We start from the raw sequence: 21,705 nt of genomic DNA, 5'->3' as shown, positions 1-21,705 counted from the left end.
TTATGTCACAAAATCCTTTTAATCTTCTGCAATGGTTACTTTATCCGCTAGAAACTCAAATCCTTGAGGAAGGACAGATTCCTCAACTTCTTCCTTAACGGGTTGACCTTGAGACGATTTAGCTTTAGCTGAGAAGTCTGCTCTGACTTCTTTCCACTCTTCCATGGAAATAGCAAGAATCTCTGGAGAAAATCCCGCTGCTTGACTGAGTATATTGCCAAACATGGTGTTGAGATTATCACGTTTCATGGTCTGACCAGCATTGAAGTTAGACTCAAATGCAAGAATGGCATGGTGTTCATTAGCCGCAACAGGTTGAGAACCAACTAAAAGTGCCTTATCAGGACCTGACAAGCTTTCAATAACTTCACCCCAAGCATTTTGAAGACGTATTAGATTTTGACGGGCTAAATCAGGATTTTCAACAGCTTCTTGAAGAATAGACTGAACCTTATTACGATCTACGCGATAAACTGACTTGCTGTTAACTGGACGACTCGGTGTTGGTGTAGTCTGCTTAGGACTCATGTTAACATTTGCCAGAGCCTGTTTCAATCGCGCAACTTCTTCTCGAAGTGAGGCTAATTCTCCACTTGTATCATCTGATAATGTTGGTTTTGAATCTATCTCTGCCAAACGAATGGTCATCATTTCAGCATAAATCTTAGGCTGTAAGCTAGCCTTGATATCAGCTAAACTACTTGTCGCAATTCCAATCATTTCAAACAAAACAGCCTGTGAAAGACCTAGGTTATCCTTAAAGAGATCACTATGGTGAGTATTCTCCCCACCAGTTTGGACAATCAAAATATCCCTTAGATACTGCAACAAATCCGTTACAAATCGTGTCATGCTTTTTCCGTTATCAAAAATCAAATTAAGATTTTCCAAAGCACGAGTCACATCTTTTTGTGCCAAGGCAGTCACATAATTATCCAAAGCACTTAGACTAATAGTCCCAGTAATTTCCTCAGAAACAGCTGTTGTTAATCTAGCATCTTGAGTCAAGCTCAATGCTTGGTCTAAAATGGACAAAGCATCCCGCATACCACCTTCGGCCCTACGAGCGATAATCTCAACAGCTTCAGTTTCATAAGCAATCCCTTCCTTCTCTAAAATATGGAAGATATGATCTCGAATATCCTGAGTTTTAATAGATTTGAACTCGAAGCGTTGAACACGAGACAAAATGGTTGCAGGAATCTTATGAAGCTCTGTCGTTGCTAGGATAAAAACAACATTAGGAGTTGGTTCTTCAAGAGTTTTCAAAAGGGCATTGAAGGCTCCAGTTGAAAGCATATGAACCTCATCAATGATATAGACCTTATACTGAGCTATACTTGGAGCATAGGTTGATTTATCACGGATATCACGAATTTCATCCACCCCATTGTTAGAGGCCGCGTCCATTTCGATAACGTCTTCCAAGCTACCATCTGTTACAGCTTGACAGATATAACAGTTATTGCAAGGTTCTCCTCCCTCTTGATTAGGGCAGTTCATAGCCTTGGCAAAAATTTTGGCTACGCTGGTTTTTCCAGTTCCACGAGGTCCTGAAAATAGATATGCATGGCTGATCTTTTCCTGCTCTACAGCTTGTTTCAGAGTTTTTGCAACAATTTCTTGGCCTACTAACTGTGAAAATGTTTGACTTCTATATTTTCGATAAAGGGCCTGATACATTACGCTTTCTCCTCAAACATTGAAAAATTCCATTCGGTTTTTTCTAACAAAATAGCAACATACTCTTCTAGATATTTCTGATCCAAGTCATCATAATCATCAACAAGAGATGAATCTAAATCTAGAACGCCCAAAAGACGTTCCTCTTTAACCATTGGCACAACAATTTCACTACGAGCACTACTATCGCAAGAAATATAGTTTGGATAGGTTTTTACATCACCAACAATCACTGTTTGACAACTAACTGCCGATTCGCCACAAACACCTTTTCCAAGAGCGATTCGTACACATGAAACTCCACCTTGAAAGGGTCCCAAGATCAGTTCATTCCCATCAAATAGATAGAATCCTGCAAAAACAGTATTGGGAAAGCTTGTTTTTAGCAAAGCACTAGCATTAGAAAGATTAGCCAACACATTGGGCTCTCCTTCTAAAAGATAAGAGAGCTGTTCATTTATTGTTTGATAAAGTGATTCTTTTTCTGAATATAACATAAAACCATTATATCAAAAAAAACTAGTAGAAAAAAGAAAAATCCCTTGTTTTAAAAACAAAGGATTTTATTCAAATTCGAATGGATTAAAGTTCGATGTCTCCGAACAAGTCAGCCATTGAGAATCCTGTTTGAGTTTCAGGAAGTTCAAAATCACGTTTTTCTTGACGTTTTGGACGACGTGGACGTGGAGCGCGTTTTTCTTCTTTTTGTCCTTCTTCTTGAGCTGGACGTTCTTCAAGAGCTTTGATAGAAAGTGAAACGCGTTCTGCATCAGCGTTAACTTCAAGAACTTTAACAGTAACTTCTTGACCAACTTTAAGAGCTTCTTTGGGATTTTCAATACGTTTGTGTGAAATTTGTGATACGTGAACAAGTCCATCGATACCTGGCAATACTTCAACAAATGCACCGAAGTCAGTCAAACGTTTAACTGTACCTTCTACAACATCACCTTTAGCCAATTTTTGCTCAACGCCATCCCATGGTCCAGGTGTTGTAGCTTTAAGTGAAAGTGATACACGTCCTTCTTCTTCGTTAAGATCAAGGATTTTTACTTCAACTTCTTCACCAACAGTTACAACTGATTTTGGTGAAACGTTACGTTCGTGTGACAATTCAGTCAAGTGAACCAATCCGTCAACACCACCAAGGTCGATGAAAGCACCGAAGCTTGTGATACGTGCAACTTTACCAGTTACAACATCACCAACAGCCAATTTACCGAATACTTCAGCACGAGCTGCTGCAGTTGCTGCTTCTACAACTTCACGACGTGAAAGGATGAAGCGGTTTTCTTTAGGATCAACTTCTTTGATTTTAGCATCAAACTCTTGACCTACAAAACGCTCAGTGTTACGTACAAAACGAGTATCCAACATTGAAGCTGGGATAAATCCACGTACACCTTCAAATTCTACTGAAAGTCCACCCTTAACAGCGCGAGTTCCTTTAACTGTAACAACTTCTTCTTCGCGTCCTACAAGTTTGTCCCATGCTTTGCGAGCTTCAAGGCGTTTTTTAGATACAAGGTATGTTACTGTATCAGTATCTTTACCAACTACTTGACGAAGTACAAGAACATCCAATACTTCACCTACTTTTACAAAGTCATTGATATCTGCATCGCGATCGTTTGTCAATTCGCGAAGAGTCAAGACACCTTCAACACCAGTTCCAGAGATTGCAACGTTAGCTTGAGTAGCATCAACTGTCAATACTTCAGCACTAACAACATCACCTGGCTCAACTTGGCTAACGCTATTTAGCAAATCTTCAAATTCGTTCATCTAAAAAATCCTCCAACAATCAAGTTTTTCTTAAACTTGACATACTTATAATTTTTTCCTAAGCACCCGCAAAGACATGTTATATCGTTCACGTCCTTCAATTATAAAAATAAAATACCCTAAGATATTTTTCTTTTTATCCTTGAATTTATTACCTAAGNTTATAATTTTTTCCTAAGCACCCGCAAAGACATGTTATATCGTTCACGTCCTTCAATTATAAAAATAAAATACCCTAAGATATTTTTCTTTTTATCCTTGAATTTATTACCTAAGAACTGGGGTAGCTGGATTCGAACCAACGCATGAGGGAGTCAAAGTCCCTTGCCTTACCGCTTGGCTATACCCCAAAAGTGAAATGGAGAGAGAGGGATTCGAACCCCCGAACCCGAAGGAGCGGATTTACAGTCCGCCGCGTTTAGCCTCTTCGCTATCTCTCCAATGTTCAACAAAAACTATTATATCATGAAAATTTACAAAAAACAAGCTTTATTTTGCTAAATTATAGTTTTCAATCAAAATTTCCACAGCTTTTTCAAGTTTTTTATAAAAACTATCGACATTTCCATTCTTTATGATCGCAAATTGATTATCTAGTTCAGCAATTTCACCAATAACCTTTTTACCAATCGTTAAAGTATACCCTTCATACTTTTCTTTACCAACTAAAACAGTTGCGTCTGTTAATTGAATTTCAATTTTTTTATCTTTTTTACTCATACGATACCTCTTTTCACTCTTCCTATTGTACAAGAAATTTAAAAAACTGGCAAGAAAAAACTCTTTATCAAGACAACCTTGATAAAGAGTTTTTGTGACAAAATCTAATTTTTTAATCTAGTGAAGACTCATCGTTAGTGGGTTGTACCACCCACTAATTTTATGTCCTTATCTTTATAATCTACGATAGCACCAATCGCAGCTTCGATACCTCTGACGATATCAGTTAAATTTATAGATGCTGTATTAGGTTTATTGATCACCTGTTCTGTCATATAAGGAATATGCATAAAACCTGCTCTCATATCGGGAAATTTCTTATCCGCTAAATAGAGAGCCTGATACATCAGATGATTACAAACAAAGGTTCCCGCTGTATTGGAAACTGTAGCTGGTAGCCCTTCCTCTTTTATGGCTTGAACCATTGCCTTAATAGGTAGTGTGCTAAAATAGGCTGCTTGACCGTCCAGGCGTATAGGAGTGTCAATCGGCTGATTCCCTTGGTTATCAGGAATTCTAGCATCATCTTGGTTGATGGCAACTCGTTCAGGAGTTAGACTAGTTCTTCCTCCTGCTTGTCCGATGCAAAGCACCGCATCTGGCTGATAGCGGGCGATTGTTGTTTCTAATACCTCTGCTGCTTTATAAAAGACTGTTGGGATTTCTACCCAATGAATTTCAGCTCCATGAATCTCAGATGGTAATGATTTAACAGCTTCCAGAGCTGGATTAACCTTTTCACCACCAAAAGGATCAAAACCTGTTACTAATATTTTCATTTTATTTCCTTTGCTAAAATGCCAAAAAGTACATCAAAAATATATGTAGGACAATCATGATAACAGCTACTCCTATTTGCGCTTTGATAACCCCATTTGTATCTTTCATATCCAGGAGAGCTGCCGGTAAAGCATTAAAGTTAGCCGCCATTGGAGTCAATAAGGTTCCACAGCAACCTGCCGTCATTGCTAGAGCTGCAGCCACGATTGGATCAGCTCCCAAGGCAAATACAAAGGGAACTCCAATTCCAGCAGTAATAACAGTAAAGGCAGCAAAGGCATTTCCCATTATCATGGAGAATAGAACCATCCCAAGGACATAAGCTACCACACCCATAAAACGACTACCCGAAGGTACTAGACTGCTTATCAAATGCGAAATCAAGTCTCCCACTCCTGCTACGGTAAAAATTGCACCCAAAGCACCTAAAAGCTGAGGAACAATCCCACTGGTTGAAACTTGTTGCACCATGCGATTGTTTTCTGCTAACAAACTTCTAGGAGAACTCTTAGTAATCAATAAAAGAGAGATGGTTGCGAAAAATGCAGCAAGACTGATAGCAATCTTACTAAACTCAGGGATCATTTTTGCTAATACCAAAGCAATCAAAGCCATTAACATGACTGGAATAAAAATTTTATTCTTTAGTCGTTTAGCTTCAATATTTGCCTTGACTTCATCCAGAGACAGTAAGGTGCCGATACGAACCTGTTTAAAGAGAGTTAGCAGGGCTAATAGCACTACGATAACTCCAATACAGACAGAAGGTAGATAGGAACCACCGATAAAACTGATGCCCAATAAAGCCCAAAACCCAGCCGTTCCAAAGCGAACTGGGTTTGTTTTATCTTTATAGCTACAATAAGCTGTATGAAGGAATTGACAACCAATCACAATATAGGTCAACTCTAATAACTGTCTTGCTAGATTGGTCATTCATCTTTTCCTTTACTAACCTTATTTGCTAGCAGTTTTCTATCAAACAGGTAATTGTAAATCCCAACTATAAATAGGGAAATTCCTGCAACTATAAGCGAAGCTGAAGCAATTCCTGCATAATTACTTTCGTAACCAAATTGGTCCAGTGTGCCCCCTATCAAGAGGACACCACCTGCACCAACGAAAGTGTTTTGAGCAAAGAAATTTGCGAAATTATCATTTGCTGCTGCACGCGCTTTTAGCGCTTCGCTCTCCTGCTCCGTTAATTTTCTACCTAATTGAGACTCTGCTGCTGCTTGTCCCATGGGTTGAACCAAAGGCCTTACAAACTGCGGATGTCCTCCAAGACGAATGGCAAAGAAACCATCGAGTTCCCGAAAAAAGAAATACACTGTATAAAAACTTCCAACTGTTAGTCCCTTTATCTTTTGAATCAAGTCAATCGAACGTTGCTTGAGGCCAAAAGTTTCAGATAAACCTACCAGTGGCAAGGTTACCATAAAAATCGTCAGAACTCGTTGATTACTAAATTCTTTTCCCAAAATTTCCAAGAACTCAACAAGAGAAACTCCAGAAACTAGAGCGGTAACTAAACTAGCTAAGACTACCGTTGCAATGGTATCTAACTTATAGATAAAACCAACCACAATGATAAGTATCCCTATTAGTTTAATCCATTCCATATAGGCCCCTTTATTCCAAAAGTACTAGTCTGTTTTATTTGACATGACTTTCTAATTCTTTTTGATATTTATTGTTTGATTCCAATTTTTCTTTTTGCCATTTTTCAAGAGCTGCTTGGTATTCTTTAGCAGATACAATCTCTTTTTGCAATTTCATTCCCTTGAAGATGTATGGATCACCCTTAATACCAACTTGTGAGTATGGTTTAGAGAAAGGAACAATGTTGCTGACAACTGGTGAACCACCTGATGAAGCTGTTGGCATCAGGAGAGAACTATCAGTGAGCCACGCTTGAGCTTTAGCATATTTTTCATATCTCTTATCCAAGTCGTTTGTCTCAGAAACTGCATCATCCAAGAGTTTCTTATATTCGTCCAAACCTAGTTGAGCTACTACTTCCTTATCTTTCCCTTTAGTAATACCAAGGTGTTTCATAGCAGAACCGGTCTTAGGATCCATGATATTGAGATAACTTGCTGGGTCTTGATAGCTTGGAGCCCATCCAGTACTGTTCAAGTCATAGTCTTTTTGAGCAGGAACACGCGCTTGAGATGTAATGCTTTCCTTCTCGTTATCAGTCATCTGAAGGACATCAATCACGACATTTTCAGAACCAAGTGTTGACTCGATTGATTGTTTAAAGGAATTGCTTTGTTGAACAGCAATTGTATCTGTTTGCTCAACTGGAACATCCAAGTGAATTGGGAAGGTTACACCTTTTGCTTCCAATTCTTTCTTAGCTTTTTCAAATGAAGCTTTGGCTTTGTCAGGATTGTAGATGGTATCTTTTCCGTCAACGAGCTCAACACCTTTCCATTGGTCTCCATAGTTGACCAATTCTTTTTGAGCAATATCCCCAAAGTTTTTACCACCAGATTGTACAAAGTTATCTGGTACTAAGCTATTACGAATAATCTTATCCGCACCATCTTCACCATTGAGCTGGGCAGCATAAGAATGACGGTTGAAGGCAAAGTTGATTGCTTGACGGAAGTCCTTGTTCAACATTGCTTCTTTTGTAGAAGTTTTCTGTTCTTCACTTGTTTTCGCTGTCTTATTGAAAGATTGACGGTTTACGTTAAAGGTAAAGTAGTAACTAGTTGAATCCTGTGGGCTGTAAGTAATTTTATCTCCGTATTGTTCCAAAGTAGAAGCAAAGTTTGAGCTACTTGGGAAGAGGCGAGCTGTTGTGTAAACACCTGAAGAGAAGCTACGGATCAAGGATTCTTGGTCTGAACCATCATAGTAAGTTAATTTAACTTTCTCGATTTTAACCTTCTCTTTATCCCAATAATTTGGGTTCTTTTCATATTCGATTAAAGATTTTGAAGTTAAAGTCTTCAAGATATACGGCCCGTTATAAAGAATACCAGCTGGGCTGACTGTTCCGTAATTTTTACCAGATGCTTTGAGGAATTCTTCATTTACTGGCAACATAGTTGCTGAAGTTACTTTTGAATTCCAGAAACTTTCAGGTGCGTTTAAAGTGTACTGGACTGTGTAGTCGTCCAACGCCTTAACTCCAACTGTAGAGAAGTCGTTAGTCTCACCAGTCATATATTCATTCAAGCCCTTGATTGAGTTTTGAATAAGAGTGACACCATCTGATTTGCCATCTGCTACGTGTTTCAATCCAGTAACAAAGTCATGCGCAGTTACTTCAGCGTATTCTTCACCCTCTGAAGTGTACCATTTAACCCCTTTACGAAGTTTGTAAGTATAAGTCAAACCGTCTTGTGAGACACTCCAGTCCTCAGCTAGCGAAGGAACCAAATTCCCATATTCGTCGTTCTCTAACAAACCATCAACGACGTTACCGATGATATCAGTCGTTGATGTACGAGTTGCGATACTGTAGTCCAAAGATGATGGGTCTACCCCATAGACGTAAGAGAAAGTTGTAGGGGCATCTGCTTCCTTGTCAGCTTTCCCACAAGCTACAAGAAGAACTGCTGTACTCAGGACCACTCCTGCTGTTAACATCCACTTTTTCGTTTTCATAAAGATCTCCTTTAATAATTTTAATCTACTTTTACAATCCATCCCTCTGGTGCTTCAATGTCACCAAATTGGATACCTGTCAATTCATCGTATAGTTTACGAGTCACTGGACCAACCTCTGTCTCACTGTAGAAAACATGGAAGTCGTCACCGTGTTGGATTCCTCCAATTGGCGAGATTACTGCTGCAGTACCGCAAGCACCTGCTTCTACAAATCGATCCAAGTTATCAATTGGCACATCCCCCTCAACAGGTTTCAAACCCAAACGATGCTCTGCCAAATAAAGCAATGAATACTTAGTAATCGATGGCAAGATTGATGGACTCAGTGGCGTCACAAACTCATTATCAGCTGTAATCCCAAAGAAGTTCGCAGAACCTACTTCTTCAATCTTGGTGTGTGTAGCTGGGTCAAGATAAATAACATCTGAGAAATGACGGGATTTAGCCATTTTTCCTGGTAAAAGGCTAGCTGCATAGTTACCTCCGACCTTGGCAGCCCCTGTTCCATTCGGTGCAGCACGATCATACTCATCTTGAATCAAGAAGTTTGTTGGAACCAATCCACCTTTAAAGTAATTTCCAACTGGCATAGCAAAGATGGTAAAAATATACTCCTCAGCTGGTTTTACCCCAATGATATCTCCAACACCAATCAAGAGCGGACGAAGGTAAAGAGTTCCACCAGTTCCATAAGGGGGTACGTATTCTTGATTGGCACGGACGACTGCCTTACAAGCCTCTACAAACATTTCTGTTGGAACTTGAGGCATCAAGAGACGGTCGCAAGTACGTTGCAGACGTTTAGCATTTTCATCTGGACGGAAAAGTTGAACACTACCATCCTTTGTACGATAGGCTTTTAACCCTTCAAATGCTTGCTGTCCATAGTGAAGGCTCGGAGATGATTCGGAAATATGCAAGGTTGCGTCTTCTGTTAATTCTCCTTGAGTCCATTGTCCATGTTTAAAATAAGCGATATAACGATAAGGTAGTTTCATATAGGAAAAACCGAGATTTTCCCAATCAATCGTAACTGTCATGACAATCTCCTCTATTCTAATCAAAACTATATATTCTATTCTACACTATTCTCTAAAAAATTCAAGTATTTTTTGTAATTTTCTGAAAATTTTACCAAAAAAGAAACCAGTCACTGGGACTGATCCTTTTCTTAGTTTTCCTTGTCGTCTTTAAAAACGTCTTTGAGGTAGGCATCAAAAACTTCTTCGTCAGAAATAGTATCTGAAATAAAGCTACCATTGCTAGTACGTTCTGATAGATTCAAATCTTGTAAAATTGATTCGTAAATTGTTCCCTTATTTGACTGAACAACTAGAGTTTGTTCTCCGTCTTCTACTTCTGTACTAAAGAGATCTCCAACAAATCCTTGTTCTGAGACCGCTCCAGCCGAAAAGACACGATGTGGTTTGCTCTTCAATTCTCTAAGAACTTGAAGACCGCGATTGGCACGACTGGTTACAGGAATTTCCTCGATCGAAACACGCTTAAGACTGCCACGATGCGTCAAAAGATAGAAAGATGAAGTGTTGCAGATAAAGGCAGATTGTACCACATCGTCTGCTTTCAGATTCATAGCTTTGACACCTGCAGCCTTGGCTCCAACAACTGGAACCTCTTCGATATTAAAGCGAAGGGCATATCCATTTTTACTAATCAACAAAACATCATCCAATTTAATCGGAGCTACTGCTACAATCTGGTCACTATCATCTTTCAACTTGGCATATTTGACCGATTTAGAACGATAGGTTCTCCAAGGAGAGAATTCTTTGCGTTCAACCCGTTTGATTTGACCAAGGCGAGTTGCTGCAAAGTAGGTTGTCGCATCATCAAACTGATCCACGACATCTACATATAGAACTTCTTCATTGGTTTCAAAGTTTGTAATAGACTGGCTTAGATGCTCTCCGATATCCTTCCAACGAATATCTGCCAACTCATGGATTGGTCTATAAATGACATTTCCAAGTGTTGTAAAGATTAAGAGATGCTGGGTAGTTTTAACAGATTGGACAAATAGCAATCGGTCATCATCCCTTTTACCAATTTCCTCTAAGGTTGAAGCTGAGAAAGAACGAGGACTGGTACGTTTGATATAGCCTGCCTTAGTCACGCTGACGTATGTATCTTCCTCAGCTATAAGACTGGCTGTATCAATCTCAATCACTTTTGCTGTATCTTCTAAAGTACTCAAACGAGGTGTCGCAAACTTCTTCTTGACCTCACGAAGTTCTTTCTTCATGAGATTATACATAGTACGTTCGTCACCGATGATGGCTGCCAGCATAGCAATCTTTTCGCGAAGTTCTGCTTCTTCTTCCTGCAAGACAACTACGTCTGTATTGGTCAAACGGTAGAGTTGCAAGGTTACGATGGCCTCAGCCTGTTCCTCAGTAAAGTCATAGCTAACCTTGAGGTTCTCCTTGGCGTCAGCCTTATTCTCAGAAGCACGGATAAGAGCAATGACTTCATCTAAGATAGAGATGACACGAATCAAGCCTTCCACGATATGGAGACGTTTTTCAGCCTTTTCCTTGTCAAAGCGAGAACGTGCCAAGATAACTTCACGACGGTGGGCAATATAGCTAGACATGATTGGCACAATTCCAACCTGGCGAGGCGTGAAATTATCAATCGCTACCATGTTGAAGTTGTAGTTGATTTGAAGGTCAGTGTATTTGAAGAGATAGTTAAGAACAAGCTCGGTATTTGCTTCTTTCTTGAGTTCGATAGCAATGCGAAGACCATCACGGTCAGACTCGTCACGAACTTCAGCGATACCCGCAACCTTGTTATTGACACGGACTTCATCGATTTTCTTGACTAGATTTGCCTTATTAATCTCATAAGGAATCTCAGTGACAACGATTTGTTCCTTACCGCCTTTTAGCTTCTCGATTTCGGTCTTAGAACGAACAACCACGCGCCCCTTACCAGTTTCATAGGCCTTTTTAATCTCGTCACGGCCTTGGATGATAGCTCCTGTAGGGAAGTCTGGTCCAGGCAAAAATTCCATCAACTTATCAACCTTGGCCGTTGGATGGTCAATCATGTAAACCGCCGCATCAATGACCTCAGCCAAATTATGGGGAGGAATATCTGTCGCATATCCAGCTGAAATCCCAGTCGAACCATTGACTAAAAGGTTTGGAAAGGCTGCTGGCAAGACAGTTGGTTCTTTCTCGGTATCATCAAAGTTCCAAGCAAAAGGAACGGTCTTTTTCTCGATATCTTGAAGAAGGTAACCAGCAATTTCTGACAAACGAGCCTCGGTATAACGCATAGCCGCAGGCGGATCTCCGTCCATAGAACCATTATTACCGTGCATTTCGACCAAAATCTCACGATTTTTCCAATCTTGTGACATACGAACCATGGCATCATAGATAGAACGGTCACCGTGTGGGTGGAAATTCCCCATGATGTTACCGACAGACTTAGCCGACTTACGGTAGCTCTTGTCAAAGGTATTGCCATCCTTATTCATAGAATAAAGAATGCGACGCTGAACCGGCTTCAATCCATCACGAATATCTGGCAAAGCCCGGTCTTGAATAATGTATTTGGAGTAGCGACCAAAGCGCTCTCCCATGATGTCCTCCAGGGACATATTTTGAATGTTAGACATATAGGATACAAAGCCCGTAAAATGCAAAGTGAAAATAGGAAATTCTTAAAGCGAGCGACGCTCTCAAGAGAATTTATCTTTTTCACACAGCATTTAGGGCGTGTTCAACTCCTTTCAAAGAATGTAGAGTAGTTTTTTTATAGACGAAGGTATTCAGTTACTTTATATAACTAAACTATCCTTTCTGTAGTTTAAAGTTATGAATTATTTTCTTTATTTACTTAGTACTTTGAAGTTTTTCCTCAGCATACTGAATCATCTTCTCAGCCATTTCATTATCATAATCAAACCCCATCTTTTGAGCAAGTTTTTGAGCTTCTTGATGGAAAAGTTGCATCGTAGCAAATAAAGTCTGAGTGATTTTCTCTAAACTTGAGAAATCAAGCAGATTCAAGAATTCCTTCTCCATCTCAGCAGGCAAGTAGTTAAAGAGATACTTGTAATTTTTACCGATGTCGGTTGTTCTTCTATCACTGGCTATCTGCCAGGCTAAGATTTTCAGAAGTTCTTGCTGGCAAATACCGTAGAGATGATCCGTCGCATAGATGACTTGCTTTCGACAAATTCCTTTGACCACGTAGGCTGACACCCACCAAAATTCATTACAAGATTTTTCAAAATCCGTCTCACTAGCTGGATGTATCCAGAAACGCTCTGGACTTGTAGTATAGGACTCAAACAAGCCCTTCTCGTCTACTAAAACTGTATAACCAGCTTCGCTATCTACCCATTCTTGGATGTGGTCTTTTGGGCAAAGGGTTAGATCAATCCTATTGCCATCTTCAAAAAGCATGAGATAAAGTCGACGGTTTCCTAAGATATTATACTGCTCAATCAGACGATTGCCAAACTGATCCAGCCAAGACAAGTCTGAAATTAGGTTTTCAAGATTATCAACAAGATAAACAACATCATAGTCTTGAAATTCATCTTTCGGAGCATGATCATTTGTTCTAGAACCCGATAAAGCAACAGCATCGACTTTTAAACTTTCAGCTATTTGTAAAATCAGATTCATCATTTCTGTTTCAGTTCTCATGGGAATACCTGCCTTTTTAGTGAAAACTCTTGATTCTGTAAAGGATATGTCTATAAAGAGGACTAACTGCTGGAACTTTTTCATTATCAAATTCTTTGACAAATTCCATGCCTAGCTTTTGCATGACTTTTTGCGAAGGGAGATTGTGAAAGGATGTAAAAGAGTAAACTTCTGACAAGCCAGCTTGCTGGAAAGCGAAGTCTAGACAGACTTGGGCAGCCTCCGTCTCATAACCACGATTCCAAAACTCTTTTCGCAAACGCCAGCCGATTTCTACAGCTTCTTTTCCAGCAAAAATCCGTAAATCCGAATGGTGCAGACCTACCAAGCCGATAAACTCCTGATTGTCTAAGTCACTCAGGGACAAACTTTTTACTTCATATACTTTTTTCATTTTTCTTTTTGAATATTTTTGTGCCAGTCTCTCCCATGAGACAGACAAACTGACTTTTTTTCTGTCAGTCACTTTTTTAGGAAGATATTTTGGGGGAAGTGAGGTACGCAAGGGTATTTGTTAGTCAGTTTCTTCCCTAAGTAAAGAATACTCGCTAATTAGTGATAGTTTTTCTAATAATAAAAGTTGTTTTTCTCGTGATAGACCACAGAAATATTCCATGAAATCTTGCTCAATAATTTCAACTTTATCAATAGGGATTAAGTTATAAAACCACTCATCATTCTGTAAAATATTTTTAAAAAATAGAGTAGAAACTAACGACATCTCCGAAGTCCAAGGATAATCATAATCACTAATACGCTCCTCATTATATTTTAGCCATGATTTAATCCCATAAGAAATAACAAATTGAACTTGGTTGTCTCTGTAATGTGTCATACCATACTTCTGTTTATGTGTTACAGCTTTTTTTACTCCCTGATATAATATACAGTAGACTTTTGACGGCGAATATTCAAATAAAAGATTTTTAATTTCTGTTTTTATAAGTTGCTTAGCCTTATTTTCATCTTTCTCGCTATACCCTGAAGAATATTCAAAATGAAATTCCTCCCTAAATTGATAGTCAAATAGTTTAAACAATTCTTTTTCAGCCAACTCTAACCACAGTTGATTTATTTCAGTCTCAGTAAATTTAAGATTTGTTAAAAACTTAAAATTTGAAAACCAGTGTTCATCTTTCTCTGAATAAACATTTTTTAAATTTTGAAAAGAGAAACGTACTCTTGTCTTATAAAACACATTTGGAAATTTTTCATTTGCAAATTTGGGGTCTTGTTTAATTTCTTTATTACTACAAAATGCAGTTGTAGAGCTTCTTGGGGATATTTCTAAAATATTCTTTTCTTTCAGAAAGTATATTTCATCAATGGGATAATTACCATCAAAAAACATTTGTGGTAATTTTTGATTTTTGATTTCCGAGAAAGAAGGAATATCAAATTCATCTTCACTAATATTAAATCCCTGTAAAATAGTTGATAAATATAGCTGCTCTCGTAGCCCAAAGCCGGATATATATCGAATTTCTTCAAGAAAATAAGTGTCCAGTATTTTTCGACGCTTTTCTTTTGAACAATAATCACAAGAGCAGTCATCATCATTATTTTTATGCCCACAACTGAAGCATCTATTGTCTTGAACAAAATAGTTATCTAACTGGTCATTATTAACTAGCTTGTCATAATCCTTTTTTGTCGGTAGTTGGATGTATTTTTCTTCACCACATATCTCACAAATAAACGAAGTAGAAACTTTTGGAAATTCTTTTCTTAAATTAGATGCTATAGTATGAATAGAATATTTTTTAATAATTTCGTTAAGTTTTAAATTGTTTTGATAGTAATCAATAAGAATATTTTTTACTACCTCATCAGTAAATCCCGATAACACATCACCTTTTGTGCTATAGTCAATATTCCTCAAAAATTTAATCATAAATTTCTCCTCATTTACGGCTATCACTCTTAATCTTACTAAATCATTAAAACACAGTCGCTTCTTCCAGAGTAAACTTGACATTATCTTCAATCCATTTACGGCGTGGTTCGACCTTATCACCCATAAGGACATTGACGCGACGTTCTGCGCGTGCTAGGTCTTCGATTGTGACACGGATGAGAGTGCGGGTTTCTGGATTCATAGTTGTTTCCCAAAGTTGGTCCGCATTCATTTCACCAAGACCTTTATAACGTTGAAGGGTAGCCCCTTTACCGAACTGCTTACGTAGTTCCTCTAGCTCGCCATCCGTCCAAGCATAGGCCACTTCTTCTTTCTTGCCTTTACCTTTAGACATCTTGTAAAGTGGAGGAAGGGCGATATAGACATGTCCTGCTTCAACTAGCGGACGCATATAGCGATAAAAGAAGGTTAAGAGAAGAGTTTGAATGTGGGCACCGTCGGTATCCGCATCGGTCATGATAATAATCTTGTCATAGTTAGCATCTTCAAGAGAAAAGTCTGCCCCCACACCAGCACCGATGGTATAAATCATGGTGTTGATTTCTTCATTTTTGAGGATATCCGCCATCTTAGCCTTGGCTGTATTAATAACCTTACCACGAAGAGGCAAGATAGCTTGGAACTTGCGGTCACGTCCTTGCTTAGCAGAACCACCGGCAGAGTCCCCTTCGACCAGGTAGAGTTCGTTCTTAGATGGATTTTTAGACTGGGCTGGGGTTAATTTCCCAGAAAGCAAGCCCTTGTCTTTCTTATTTTTCTTACCATTACGACTCTCGTCACGCGCCTTACGTGCTGCTTCACGGGCATCACGCGCCTTGATTGCTTTACGAATCAGATTAGAAGCCAACTCCCCATTTTCCATAAGGAAGAAGGTCAACTTATCAGCTACAATCCCATCTACAACGGGACGAGCAAGTGGACTTCCTAGTTTATCCTTAGTCTGTCCTTCAAACTGCAAATGTTCTTCAGGAACAAGGATGGAAAGAACTGCCGCCAACCCTTCACGGTAATCTGAACCTTCTAGGTTTTTATCTTTTTCTTTGAGAAGTCCAGTTTTTCGCGCATAGTCGTTCATGACTTTGGTAATGGCAGACTTGAGTCCTGTCTCATGCGTTCCACCGTCCTTGGTACGAACGTTGTTAACAAAGGACAAGATGTTATCTGAAAATCCATCATTATATTGGAGGGCTACTTCTACTTGAAAACCATTATCTTCGCCTTCAAAGTAAAGGACTGGCGTCAAGGTTTCCTTGTCTTCATTGAGGTAAGAAACAAAGTCTTGTACCCCATTCTCATAATGGAATTCAATTGCTTCATCTGTTCGTTTGTCCGTTAATGACAAGGTTACATTTTTCAAGAGGAAGGCTGACTCATTGAGACGCTCTGAAATGGTATTGTATTTAAAGTCTGTCGTAGAAAAGATACTAGCATCAGGCATGAAGGTCACTTTTGTACCTGTCTTAGATTTTGGTGCCGTTCCAACCTTTTCAAGAGTTGTTACTGGCTTCCCACCATTTTCAAAGCGTTGCTTGTAGACTGCACCATCACGAGTGATTTCTACTTCAAGCCAACTAGAGAGTGCATTCACAACAGAAGAACCAACCCCGTGGAGACCGCCAGAAGTCTTGTAACCACCTTGACCGAATTTTCCTCCAGCGTGAAGAATGGTAAAGATGACCTCAACCGTTGGAATCCCCATAGCGTGCATCCCAGTCGGCATCCCACGTCCGTGGTCTTGAACCGTTAAACTTCCATCTTTATTAATCGTTACATCAATGCGATCACCAAATCCAGATAAGGCTTCATCGACTGCATTATCGACAATTTCCCAAACAAGGTGATGTAGCCCAGCACCGTCAGTCGATCCGATATACATCCCTGGACGTTTACGGACCGCATCCAACCCTTCTAGCACCTGAATGGCGTCATCATTATAATTGTTAATATTGATTTCCTTTTTTGACACAAGGAACCTCCTATTTGTTCATCTTTTCTATTTTACAGGTTTTCTAAGGATTTTGCAAAATTTTCAAGTTAAAAGCCTATTCACAAGTCCTATTTAGTAAAAAATCACTCATTTCCACCCTAAAAAAAGAAACCAAGACGAGAGTCTCAGTTTTCTTTTCCTTTAACTTGGCTTGTTGCTATATCTTCACCAAACCATTTCTGGCTAATTTCTTGGAATTTTCCTTCTTGATAGAGTTCCACAAAAGCCTTATTCAAATTGGCTAATAAGATTTTATCCGCTGGTCTTACTCCGACTGCAAAAGACTCACTCTCAAAACCGGCTGGAAAAATCTCATATCGATCTAAAATTCCTTCCGTTTTAAGATAATAATTGGCATAAACACGGTCAATTAAAAGAGCATCAATCCGATCATTTTGCAAGTCAATCAAGGCTTCATTAAAACTCTGATATTGGTTTGCTTTTTGATCTTTTACAATATTTTTTAAGAGTTCTGGTTGAGCTTCGAAATCTAGATAACCAGAAGAACCCGCTTGGGCTCCCAAAATTTTATCTTTCATATCCGAAACCGACTGGATATTTTGAGATTTTTTAGAGACGAGAACCTGCTGATTCTCCATATACGGTATTGTAAAGGCTACTTTCTCACGACGTTCATCCGTTGCAGAATAACCATTCCAAATAGCGTCAATAGTCCCATTTTGAAGTTCTGTTTCCTTCATATCCCAATCAATGGGTTGAAACTGGACCTTAAAGCCAAGTTTCTCAGAAACAGCTTGGGCTAAATCAATATCAAATCCAACATATTGCCCATTCTTTTCTTCAAAGCCCATAGGAACAAAGGTATTGTCAAATCCTATGGTAATTGTTCCCTGTTCTTGGTATTTTTCCCAATTATCTACTTTAGGATTACTGGCTTTTTGCGTGCATCCTACCAGGAAAAAAGCCAGAAAGAACACCAAAACAAAGCTGATTTTCTTTCGATTCATAGACACCTCCTACTTAGGCTCTACTTTGAGAATCTGGTCAGCAATATTCTCTGCAAACTGGAGGTCGTGGGTCACGACAATCTGAGTCATACCTAATTCTCGATTTTGTAGAATCAGTTTTTCAACCTCGAGACGCAACTCAGGGTCAAGGGCCGAAGTTGGTTCGTCACACCCAATCACTTCAGGATCTATCATCATAGCGCGTGCTAAGGCAACCCGTTGCTTTTGACCGCCAGATAATGAGTATGGATAGGCATCTGCATGAGCTTCGAGTCCTAGACGAGTTAATAAGTCGACCGCCTTCTTCTTGGCATCTGCTTCAGACATTCCCATAGTTTTGATGGGTGACAAAATCAAGTTCTCCATAACGGATAAGTGAGGAAAAAGCTGAAAATCTTGAAACACAAAACCTAACAAGTGGCGCTTTTCAAGTTCATCCAAAGGTAAGGATTCTCCATTATAAAAAATCTCACCTGAATCAATGGTTTCAAGTCCAGCCAACATTCTGAGCAAGGTAGTCTTCCCACCACCAGAAGGTCCAACAATAGCCAAAATCTGCTTTTCAGGAATTGTTAAACTGAAATTGGATAAAATTTCTTTTTTTCCAAATTTTTTGCTGATATTTTTTAACTCTAACATGGATAACCTCCTATCTATAGTAGCTAAACTTTTTCTCAAGTTTCTTAGCTATAATCGTAACAATACCAATCATGAGAAGATAGATAGCTCCTGCTAAAAACATTGGAATCAAACTCGCATCACGATTGGCTGCAGTACGACTAGCTAGGATTAAATCTGAAATACCGAGTGCATAGACCAAAGAAGTATCTTTAACCAAACTCATAACCTCGTTAAATACACTTGGTAAAACAATCTTGGTTACTTGTGGCAAGATAATATAGCGGACGGTATCGATAGGTTTGAATTTCAAAACCTTAGCTGCTTCATATTGTCCTTGAGGAATCGTTGCAATCCCTCCACGGAATATTTCCGCAAAGTAGGCTGCATAATTAAGCGTAAAGGCAATAATCGCTGCTGGTACCCGATCAAGTCGAACCCCGATACTTGGCAAAACATAATAGATAAAGATTAACTGCAAGAGCAATGGTGTCCCACGCATCACCCAGATATAAACATCAATCATGTAATGGAGGGGTTTCCAATGGACCTGTAAGCAAAAGGCAACCAAAATACCTAAAGGAATTGAAAAGAGTAAGACCAGTGCAAAGACTTGTAAAGTCATTGTCGCACCGCTCAATAAACTAGGTAATATCTCAAATAAGTAAGACATATTCCACCTCCTAAAAATAATTGTTCCTATTATAGCATAAATAAACACAAAATCAAGTTTTTCAGAAATTTTCATGTATTTTTAAAACTTTATCCTTAATTTCCGAATAATAGTGTTCATGAGAAAATTTTTCTACTTACATAAAGTATCAGATGTCACAATTTGAGAAAAGATTCCTTTCCGTTTCTCTCCTATTTCATGGTATAATAGAAGCATGATGACAATAGTATTATTAATTTTAGCTTATTTATTGGGTTCTATCCCTTCAGGACTGTGGATTGGGCAAATCTTCTTTAAGATCAATCTAAGAGAACATGGTTCAGGTAATACTGGAACGACCAATACCTTTCGTATTTTAGGTAAAAAAGCGGGTATGGCAACCTTCGTGATAGACTTTTTCAAAGGAACCATCGCAACCTTGCTTCCACTTATCTTTCAAGTTCAAGGTGTCTCCCCTCTAGTCTTTGGCCTTTTAGCTGTGATTGGGCATACCTTCCCAGTATTTGCAGGATTTAAAGGAGGAAAGGCTGTCGCAACTAGTGCTGGAGTCATTTTCGGATTTGCTCCTCTATTTTGCCTCTATCTAGCAGTTGTCTTCTTTGGAACTCTATATCTAGGAAGCATGATTTCTCTCTCTAGTGTTACTGCTGCTCTCGCTGCTGTACTTGGGGTGATTCTCTTTCCACTTATCGGTTTCCTACTGCCAAGTTACGATTTATTATTCGTAGCGATTATCCTAGCTCTCGCAGGTTTAATTATTATCCGCCACAAAGATAATATCAATCGTATTCAAAACAAGACTGAGAACCTAGTTCCTTGGGGACTAAATCTCACCCACCAAAAACCTAAAAAATGATTTAGAGAAAAGGATTTTGAAAATCTAGCTCTACTACTGTTCAGAGAGTAAGGAGAGAATATGCAACATAGTATTAGTGACAACGAGTCTAACCAGCAAATCATTAAAGATTTTATCAGTAACTTCATCGGTTCACTAAGTGGTAAAGCGTTCAATTTTGCTTTAGGTTTGATGTTACTGGACCAAACAAAATCTGCTATGAGTTTTGGGATAAATATGATTATTTATCCTTTAGTTAGTTTGATTTTCTTGGTTCCTATTGGCAATATAGTAGATAAGTACCGCCATAAAAAGATTCTAACCTTTAATTTCATTTTTCGGATGCTTATCTTTCTCTTCTTTTATGTCTTCTATTTTTTAACGGATTCATCTAGTATCTTGTATCTGGTGATTCCATTCGCTGTACTCCACTCTATCACAGTCAATATCAGTGACACTTGTTATTCAGCTTCTATTCATGAATTAGTCAATGACAGAAAAATCCAACGATTAAGTTCTGTTACACAGACCGCCATCGCTATTGCAACTATGCTTTCTCCAGCTATCGGAGTTATTTTTTATAGTTGGATTGGTTTTGCAGGTTTTATTCTTATCGAGATCCTTGCGAACTTTCTATCCTTAGGAGTTCTGCTCACTATGAAATTTTACTACGAGTATGAAGAGCCTGAAACGACGAACAAAAAACTGGAAAAACAACTGTATGGAGTTCAAGAAATTATTCACTTTTTAAAAGAAAATCAGATTGTTAAATACATCATTCTTGTGAGTGTCGTTCTTAACTTCTTCTACACCTCTATCAGTATTGGAGTCCCATTTGTAGTCAAAGAACAGCTCCTCTTAGATAATGCAACCGTTGGTATCCTTGAAACCATGTCAGCAATTGGAATGCTGCTAGCTAGTATTTTCATGTCACTACTACCGGACAAAAAAGAAAACAAACTCCTCTCTAATAAAATCAGCTTCCCTCTTTTTCTTCTAATCATTGCGATTATTGGTTTAGGAGTAACATTTTCAACAACCCAGTCTCAAATCTTTATTTCAACTCTTGGTGGTTTATTCATGGGAATCATCGCATTTACTCTGGTTATCTTAAATATTGTTGTCATGACCTACCTTCAAAGTACCATTGAAACTAAGTTTTTAGGCAGAGTTATGAGTACCTTATTTACACTCAATACCTCTATTATGCCAATAGGGACACTTGTATTTACTTATTTATTCCAACAAGAAGTAAATGGTGGGGTCATCTTTATTGTTGGTGGTACTTGCCTTCTAATCTATACGATGTTCCTACTACCTCGCATTTTCAACCTTTTAAAAGCAAATTAAGCAAGTTCACAGTGATTAATAATTATAAGTGAAAAAACTTTTTTGATATCTTTACGAGGTATAATTCCTGATA

Annotated in this window: 19 protein-coding genes and 2 tRNA genes; 2 read left to right on the top strand and 19 right to left on the bottom strand. The window is 38.7% G+C overall.

The window, feature by feature from the left end:
* Positions 1-18 precede the first annotated feature (18 nt).
* The 19 genes from dnaX to AB2B50_RS01735 all read right to left on the bottom strand — a co-directional run bounded on the left by dnaX (position 19) and on the right by AB2B50_RS01735 (position 19,447).
* Positions 19-1,683 (bottom strand): DNA polymerase III subunit gamma/tau, encoded by a 1,665-nt coding sequence (dnaX, locus tag AB2B50_RS01825; protein WP_320692150.1) that lies wholly within the window; start codon positions 1,681-1,683, stop codon positions 19-21.
* Positions 1,683-2,180: a GAF domain-containing protein gene (locus tag AB2B50_RS01820; RefSeq protein WP_320692151.1), complete on the bottom strand. Its 498-nt coding sequence runs from the start codon at positions 2,178-2,180 to the stop codon at positions 1,683-1,685. Before AB2B50_RS01820 ends, dnaX begins: the two co-directional genes overlap by 1 nt.
* A gap of 85 nt (positions 2,181-2,265) precedes the next feature.
* Positions 2,266-3,468, bottom strand: a complete 1,203-nt coding sequence (rpsA, locus tag AB2B50_RS01815; RefSeq protein ID WP_001001618.1) for a 30S ribosomal protein S1 — start codon at positions 3,466-3,468, stop codon at positions 2,266-2,268.
* A 278-nt stretch (positions 3,469-3,746) separates the two neighbouring features.
* A tRNA-Gln gene (locus AB2B50_RS01810) sits at positions 3,747-3,818 on the bottom strand.
* A 9-nt stretch (positions 3,819-3,827) separates the two neighbouring features.
* A tRNA-Tyr gene (locus AB2B50_RS01805) sits at positions 3,828-3,908 on the bottom strand.
* A gap of 49 nt (positions 3,909-3,957) precedes the next feature.
* Complete coding sequence (locus tag AB2B50_RS01800) at positions 3,958-4,188, bottom strand: DUF2969 domain-containing protein (protein ID WP_000037108.1); 231 nt, start codon at positions 4,186-4,188, stop codon at positions 3,958-3,960.
* Between the two features lie 134 nt (positions 4,189-4,322).
* Positions 4,323-4,967, bottom strand: a complete 645-nt coding sequence (gene pcp / locus AB2B50_RS01795; protein ID WP_320692152.1) for a pyroglutamyl-peptidase I — start codon at positions 4,965-4,967, stop codon at positions 4,323-4,325.
* Positions 4,968-4,980: 13 nt separating this feature from the next.
* Positions 4,981-5,904: a DUF979 domain-containing protein gene (locus AB2B50_RS01790; protein WP_320692153.1), complete on the bottom strand. Its 924-nt coding sequence runs from the start codon at positions 5,902-5,904 to the stop codon at positions 4,981-4,983.
* On the bottom strand, positions 5,901-6,590 hold the full coding sequence (locus AB2B50_RS01785) for a DUF969 domain-containing protein (protein WP_320692154.1): 690 nt from the start codon (positions 6,588-6,590) through the stop codon (positions 5,901-5,903). The genes AB2B50_RS01790 and AB2B50_RS01785 overlap by 4 nt, the downstream gene beginning before the upstream one ends.
* A 34-nt stretch (positions 6,591-6,624) precedes the next feature.
* Positions 6,625-8,592 carry a peptide ABC transporter substrate-binding protein gene (locus AB2B50_RS01780; RefSeq protein WP_320692155.1) on the bottom strand — a complete coding sequence of 656 codons (1,968 nt, stop codon included), beginning with the start codon at positions 8,590-8,592 and terminating at the stop codon, positions 6,625-6,627.
* Between the two features lie 20 nt (positions 8,593-8,612).
* A complete protein-coding gene (locus AB2B50_RS01775) occupies positions 8,613-9,635 on the bottom strand; it encodes a branched-chain amino acid aminotransferase (protein ID WP_320692156.1) in 1,023 nt (340 codons plus the stop codon).
* Positions 9,636-9,766: 131 nt separating this feature from the next.
* Complete coding sequence (gene parC, locus AB2B50_RS01770) at positions 9,767-12,244, bottom strand: DNA topoisomerase IV subunit A (protein ID WP_320692157.1); 2,478 nt, start codon at positions 12,242-12,244, stop codon at positions 9,767-9,769.
* Between the two features lie 217 nt (positions 12,245-12,461).
* The gene (locus tag AB2B50_RS01765; protein WP_320692158.1) at positions 12,462-13,283 is read right to left on the bottom strand and encodes an aminoglycoside 6-adenylyltransferase; all 822 of its coding nucleotides are present in this window, start codon (positions 13,281-13,283) and stop codon (positions 12,462-12,464) included.
* A 16-nt stretch (positions 13,284-13,299) separates the two neighbouring features.
* Positions 13,300-13,749, bottom strand: a complete 450-nt coding sequence (locus AB2B50_RS01760; RefSeq protein ID WP_368037344.1) for a GNAT family N-acetyltransferase — start codon at positions 13,747-13,749, stop codon at positions 13,300-13,302.
* A gap of 48 nt (positions 13,750-13,797) precedes the next feature.
* Complete coding sequence (locus tag AB2B50_RS01755) at positions 13,798-15,177, bottom strand: hypothetical protein (protein ID WP_320692159.1); 1,380 nt, start codon at positions 15,175-15,177, stop codon at positions 13,798-13,800.
* A gap of 46 nt (positions 15,178-15,223) precedes the next feature.
* A complete protein-coding gene (gene parE, locus AB2B50_RS01750) occupies positions 15,224-17,167 on the bottom strand; it encodes a DNA topoisomerase IV subunit B (RefSeq protein WP_320692160.1) in 1,944 nt (647 codons plus the stop codon).
* 146 nt (positions 17,168-17,313) lie between these two features.
* Entirely contained in the window at positions 17,314-18,156 is an 843-nt protein-coding gene (locus AB2B50_RS01745; protein WP_320692161.1) for an amino acid ABC transporter substrate-binding protein, read from the bottom strand.
* 9 nt (positions 18,157-18,165) lie between these two features.
* A complete protein-coding gene (locus tag AB2B50_RS01740) occupies positions 18,166-18,795 on the bottom strand; it encodes an amino acid ABC transporter ATP-binding protein (protein ID WP_320692162.1) in 630 nt (209 codons plus the stop codon).
* A 10-nt stretch (positions 18,796-18,805) separates the two neighbouring features.
* Positions 18,806-19,447, bottom strand: a complete 642-nt coding sequence (locus tag AB2B50_RS01735; protein WP_320692163.1) for an amino acid ABC transporter permease — start codon at positions 19,445-19,447, stop codon at positions 18,806-18,808.
* A gap of 214 nt (positions 19,448-19,661) precedes the next feature.
* Here AB2B50_RS01735 and plsY point away from each other — a divergent pair, with 214 nt between their 5' ends.
* Together plsY and AB2B50_RS01725 are read left to right on the top strand one after the other, a co-directional pair.
* Complete coding sequence (gene plsY, locus AB2B50_RS01730; RefSeq protein WP_320692164.1) at positions 19,662-20,303, top strand: glycerol-3-phosphate 1-O-acyltransferase PlsY; 642 nt, start codon at positions 19,662-19,664, stop codon at positions 20,301-20,303.
* Between the two features lie 60 nt (positions 20,304-20,363).
* Positions 20,364-21,632 carry an MFS transporter gene (locus AB2B50_RS01725; protein ID WP_320692165.1) on the top strand — a complete coding sequence of 423 codons (1,269 nt, stop codon included), beginning with the start codon at positions 20,364-20,366 and terminating at the stop codon, positions 21,630-21,632.
* Positions 21,633-21,705: the final 73 nt, after the last annotated feature.

The sequence above is a fragment of the Streptococcus fermentans genome (assembly GCF_040888305.1).
Classification (GTDB): Bacteria; Bacillota; Bacilli; order Lactobacillales; family Streptococcaceae; genus Streptococcus; species Streptococcus fermentans.
The sequence above is the reverse complement of the archived record's forward strand: the minus strand, read 5'-3'. Positions and strand labels throughout refer to the sequence as shown.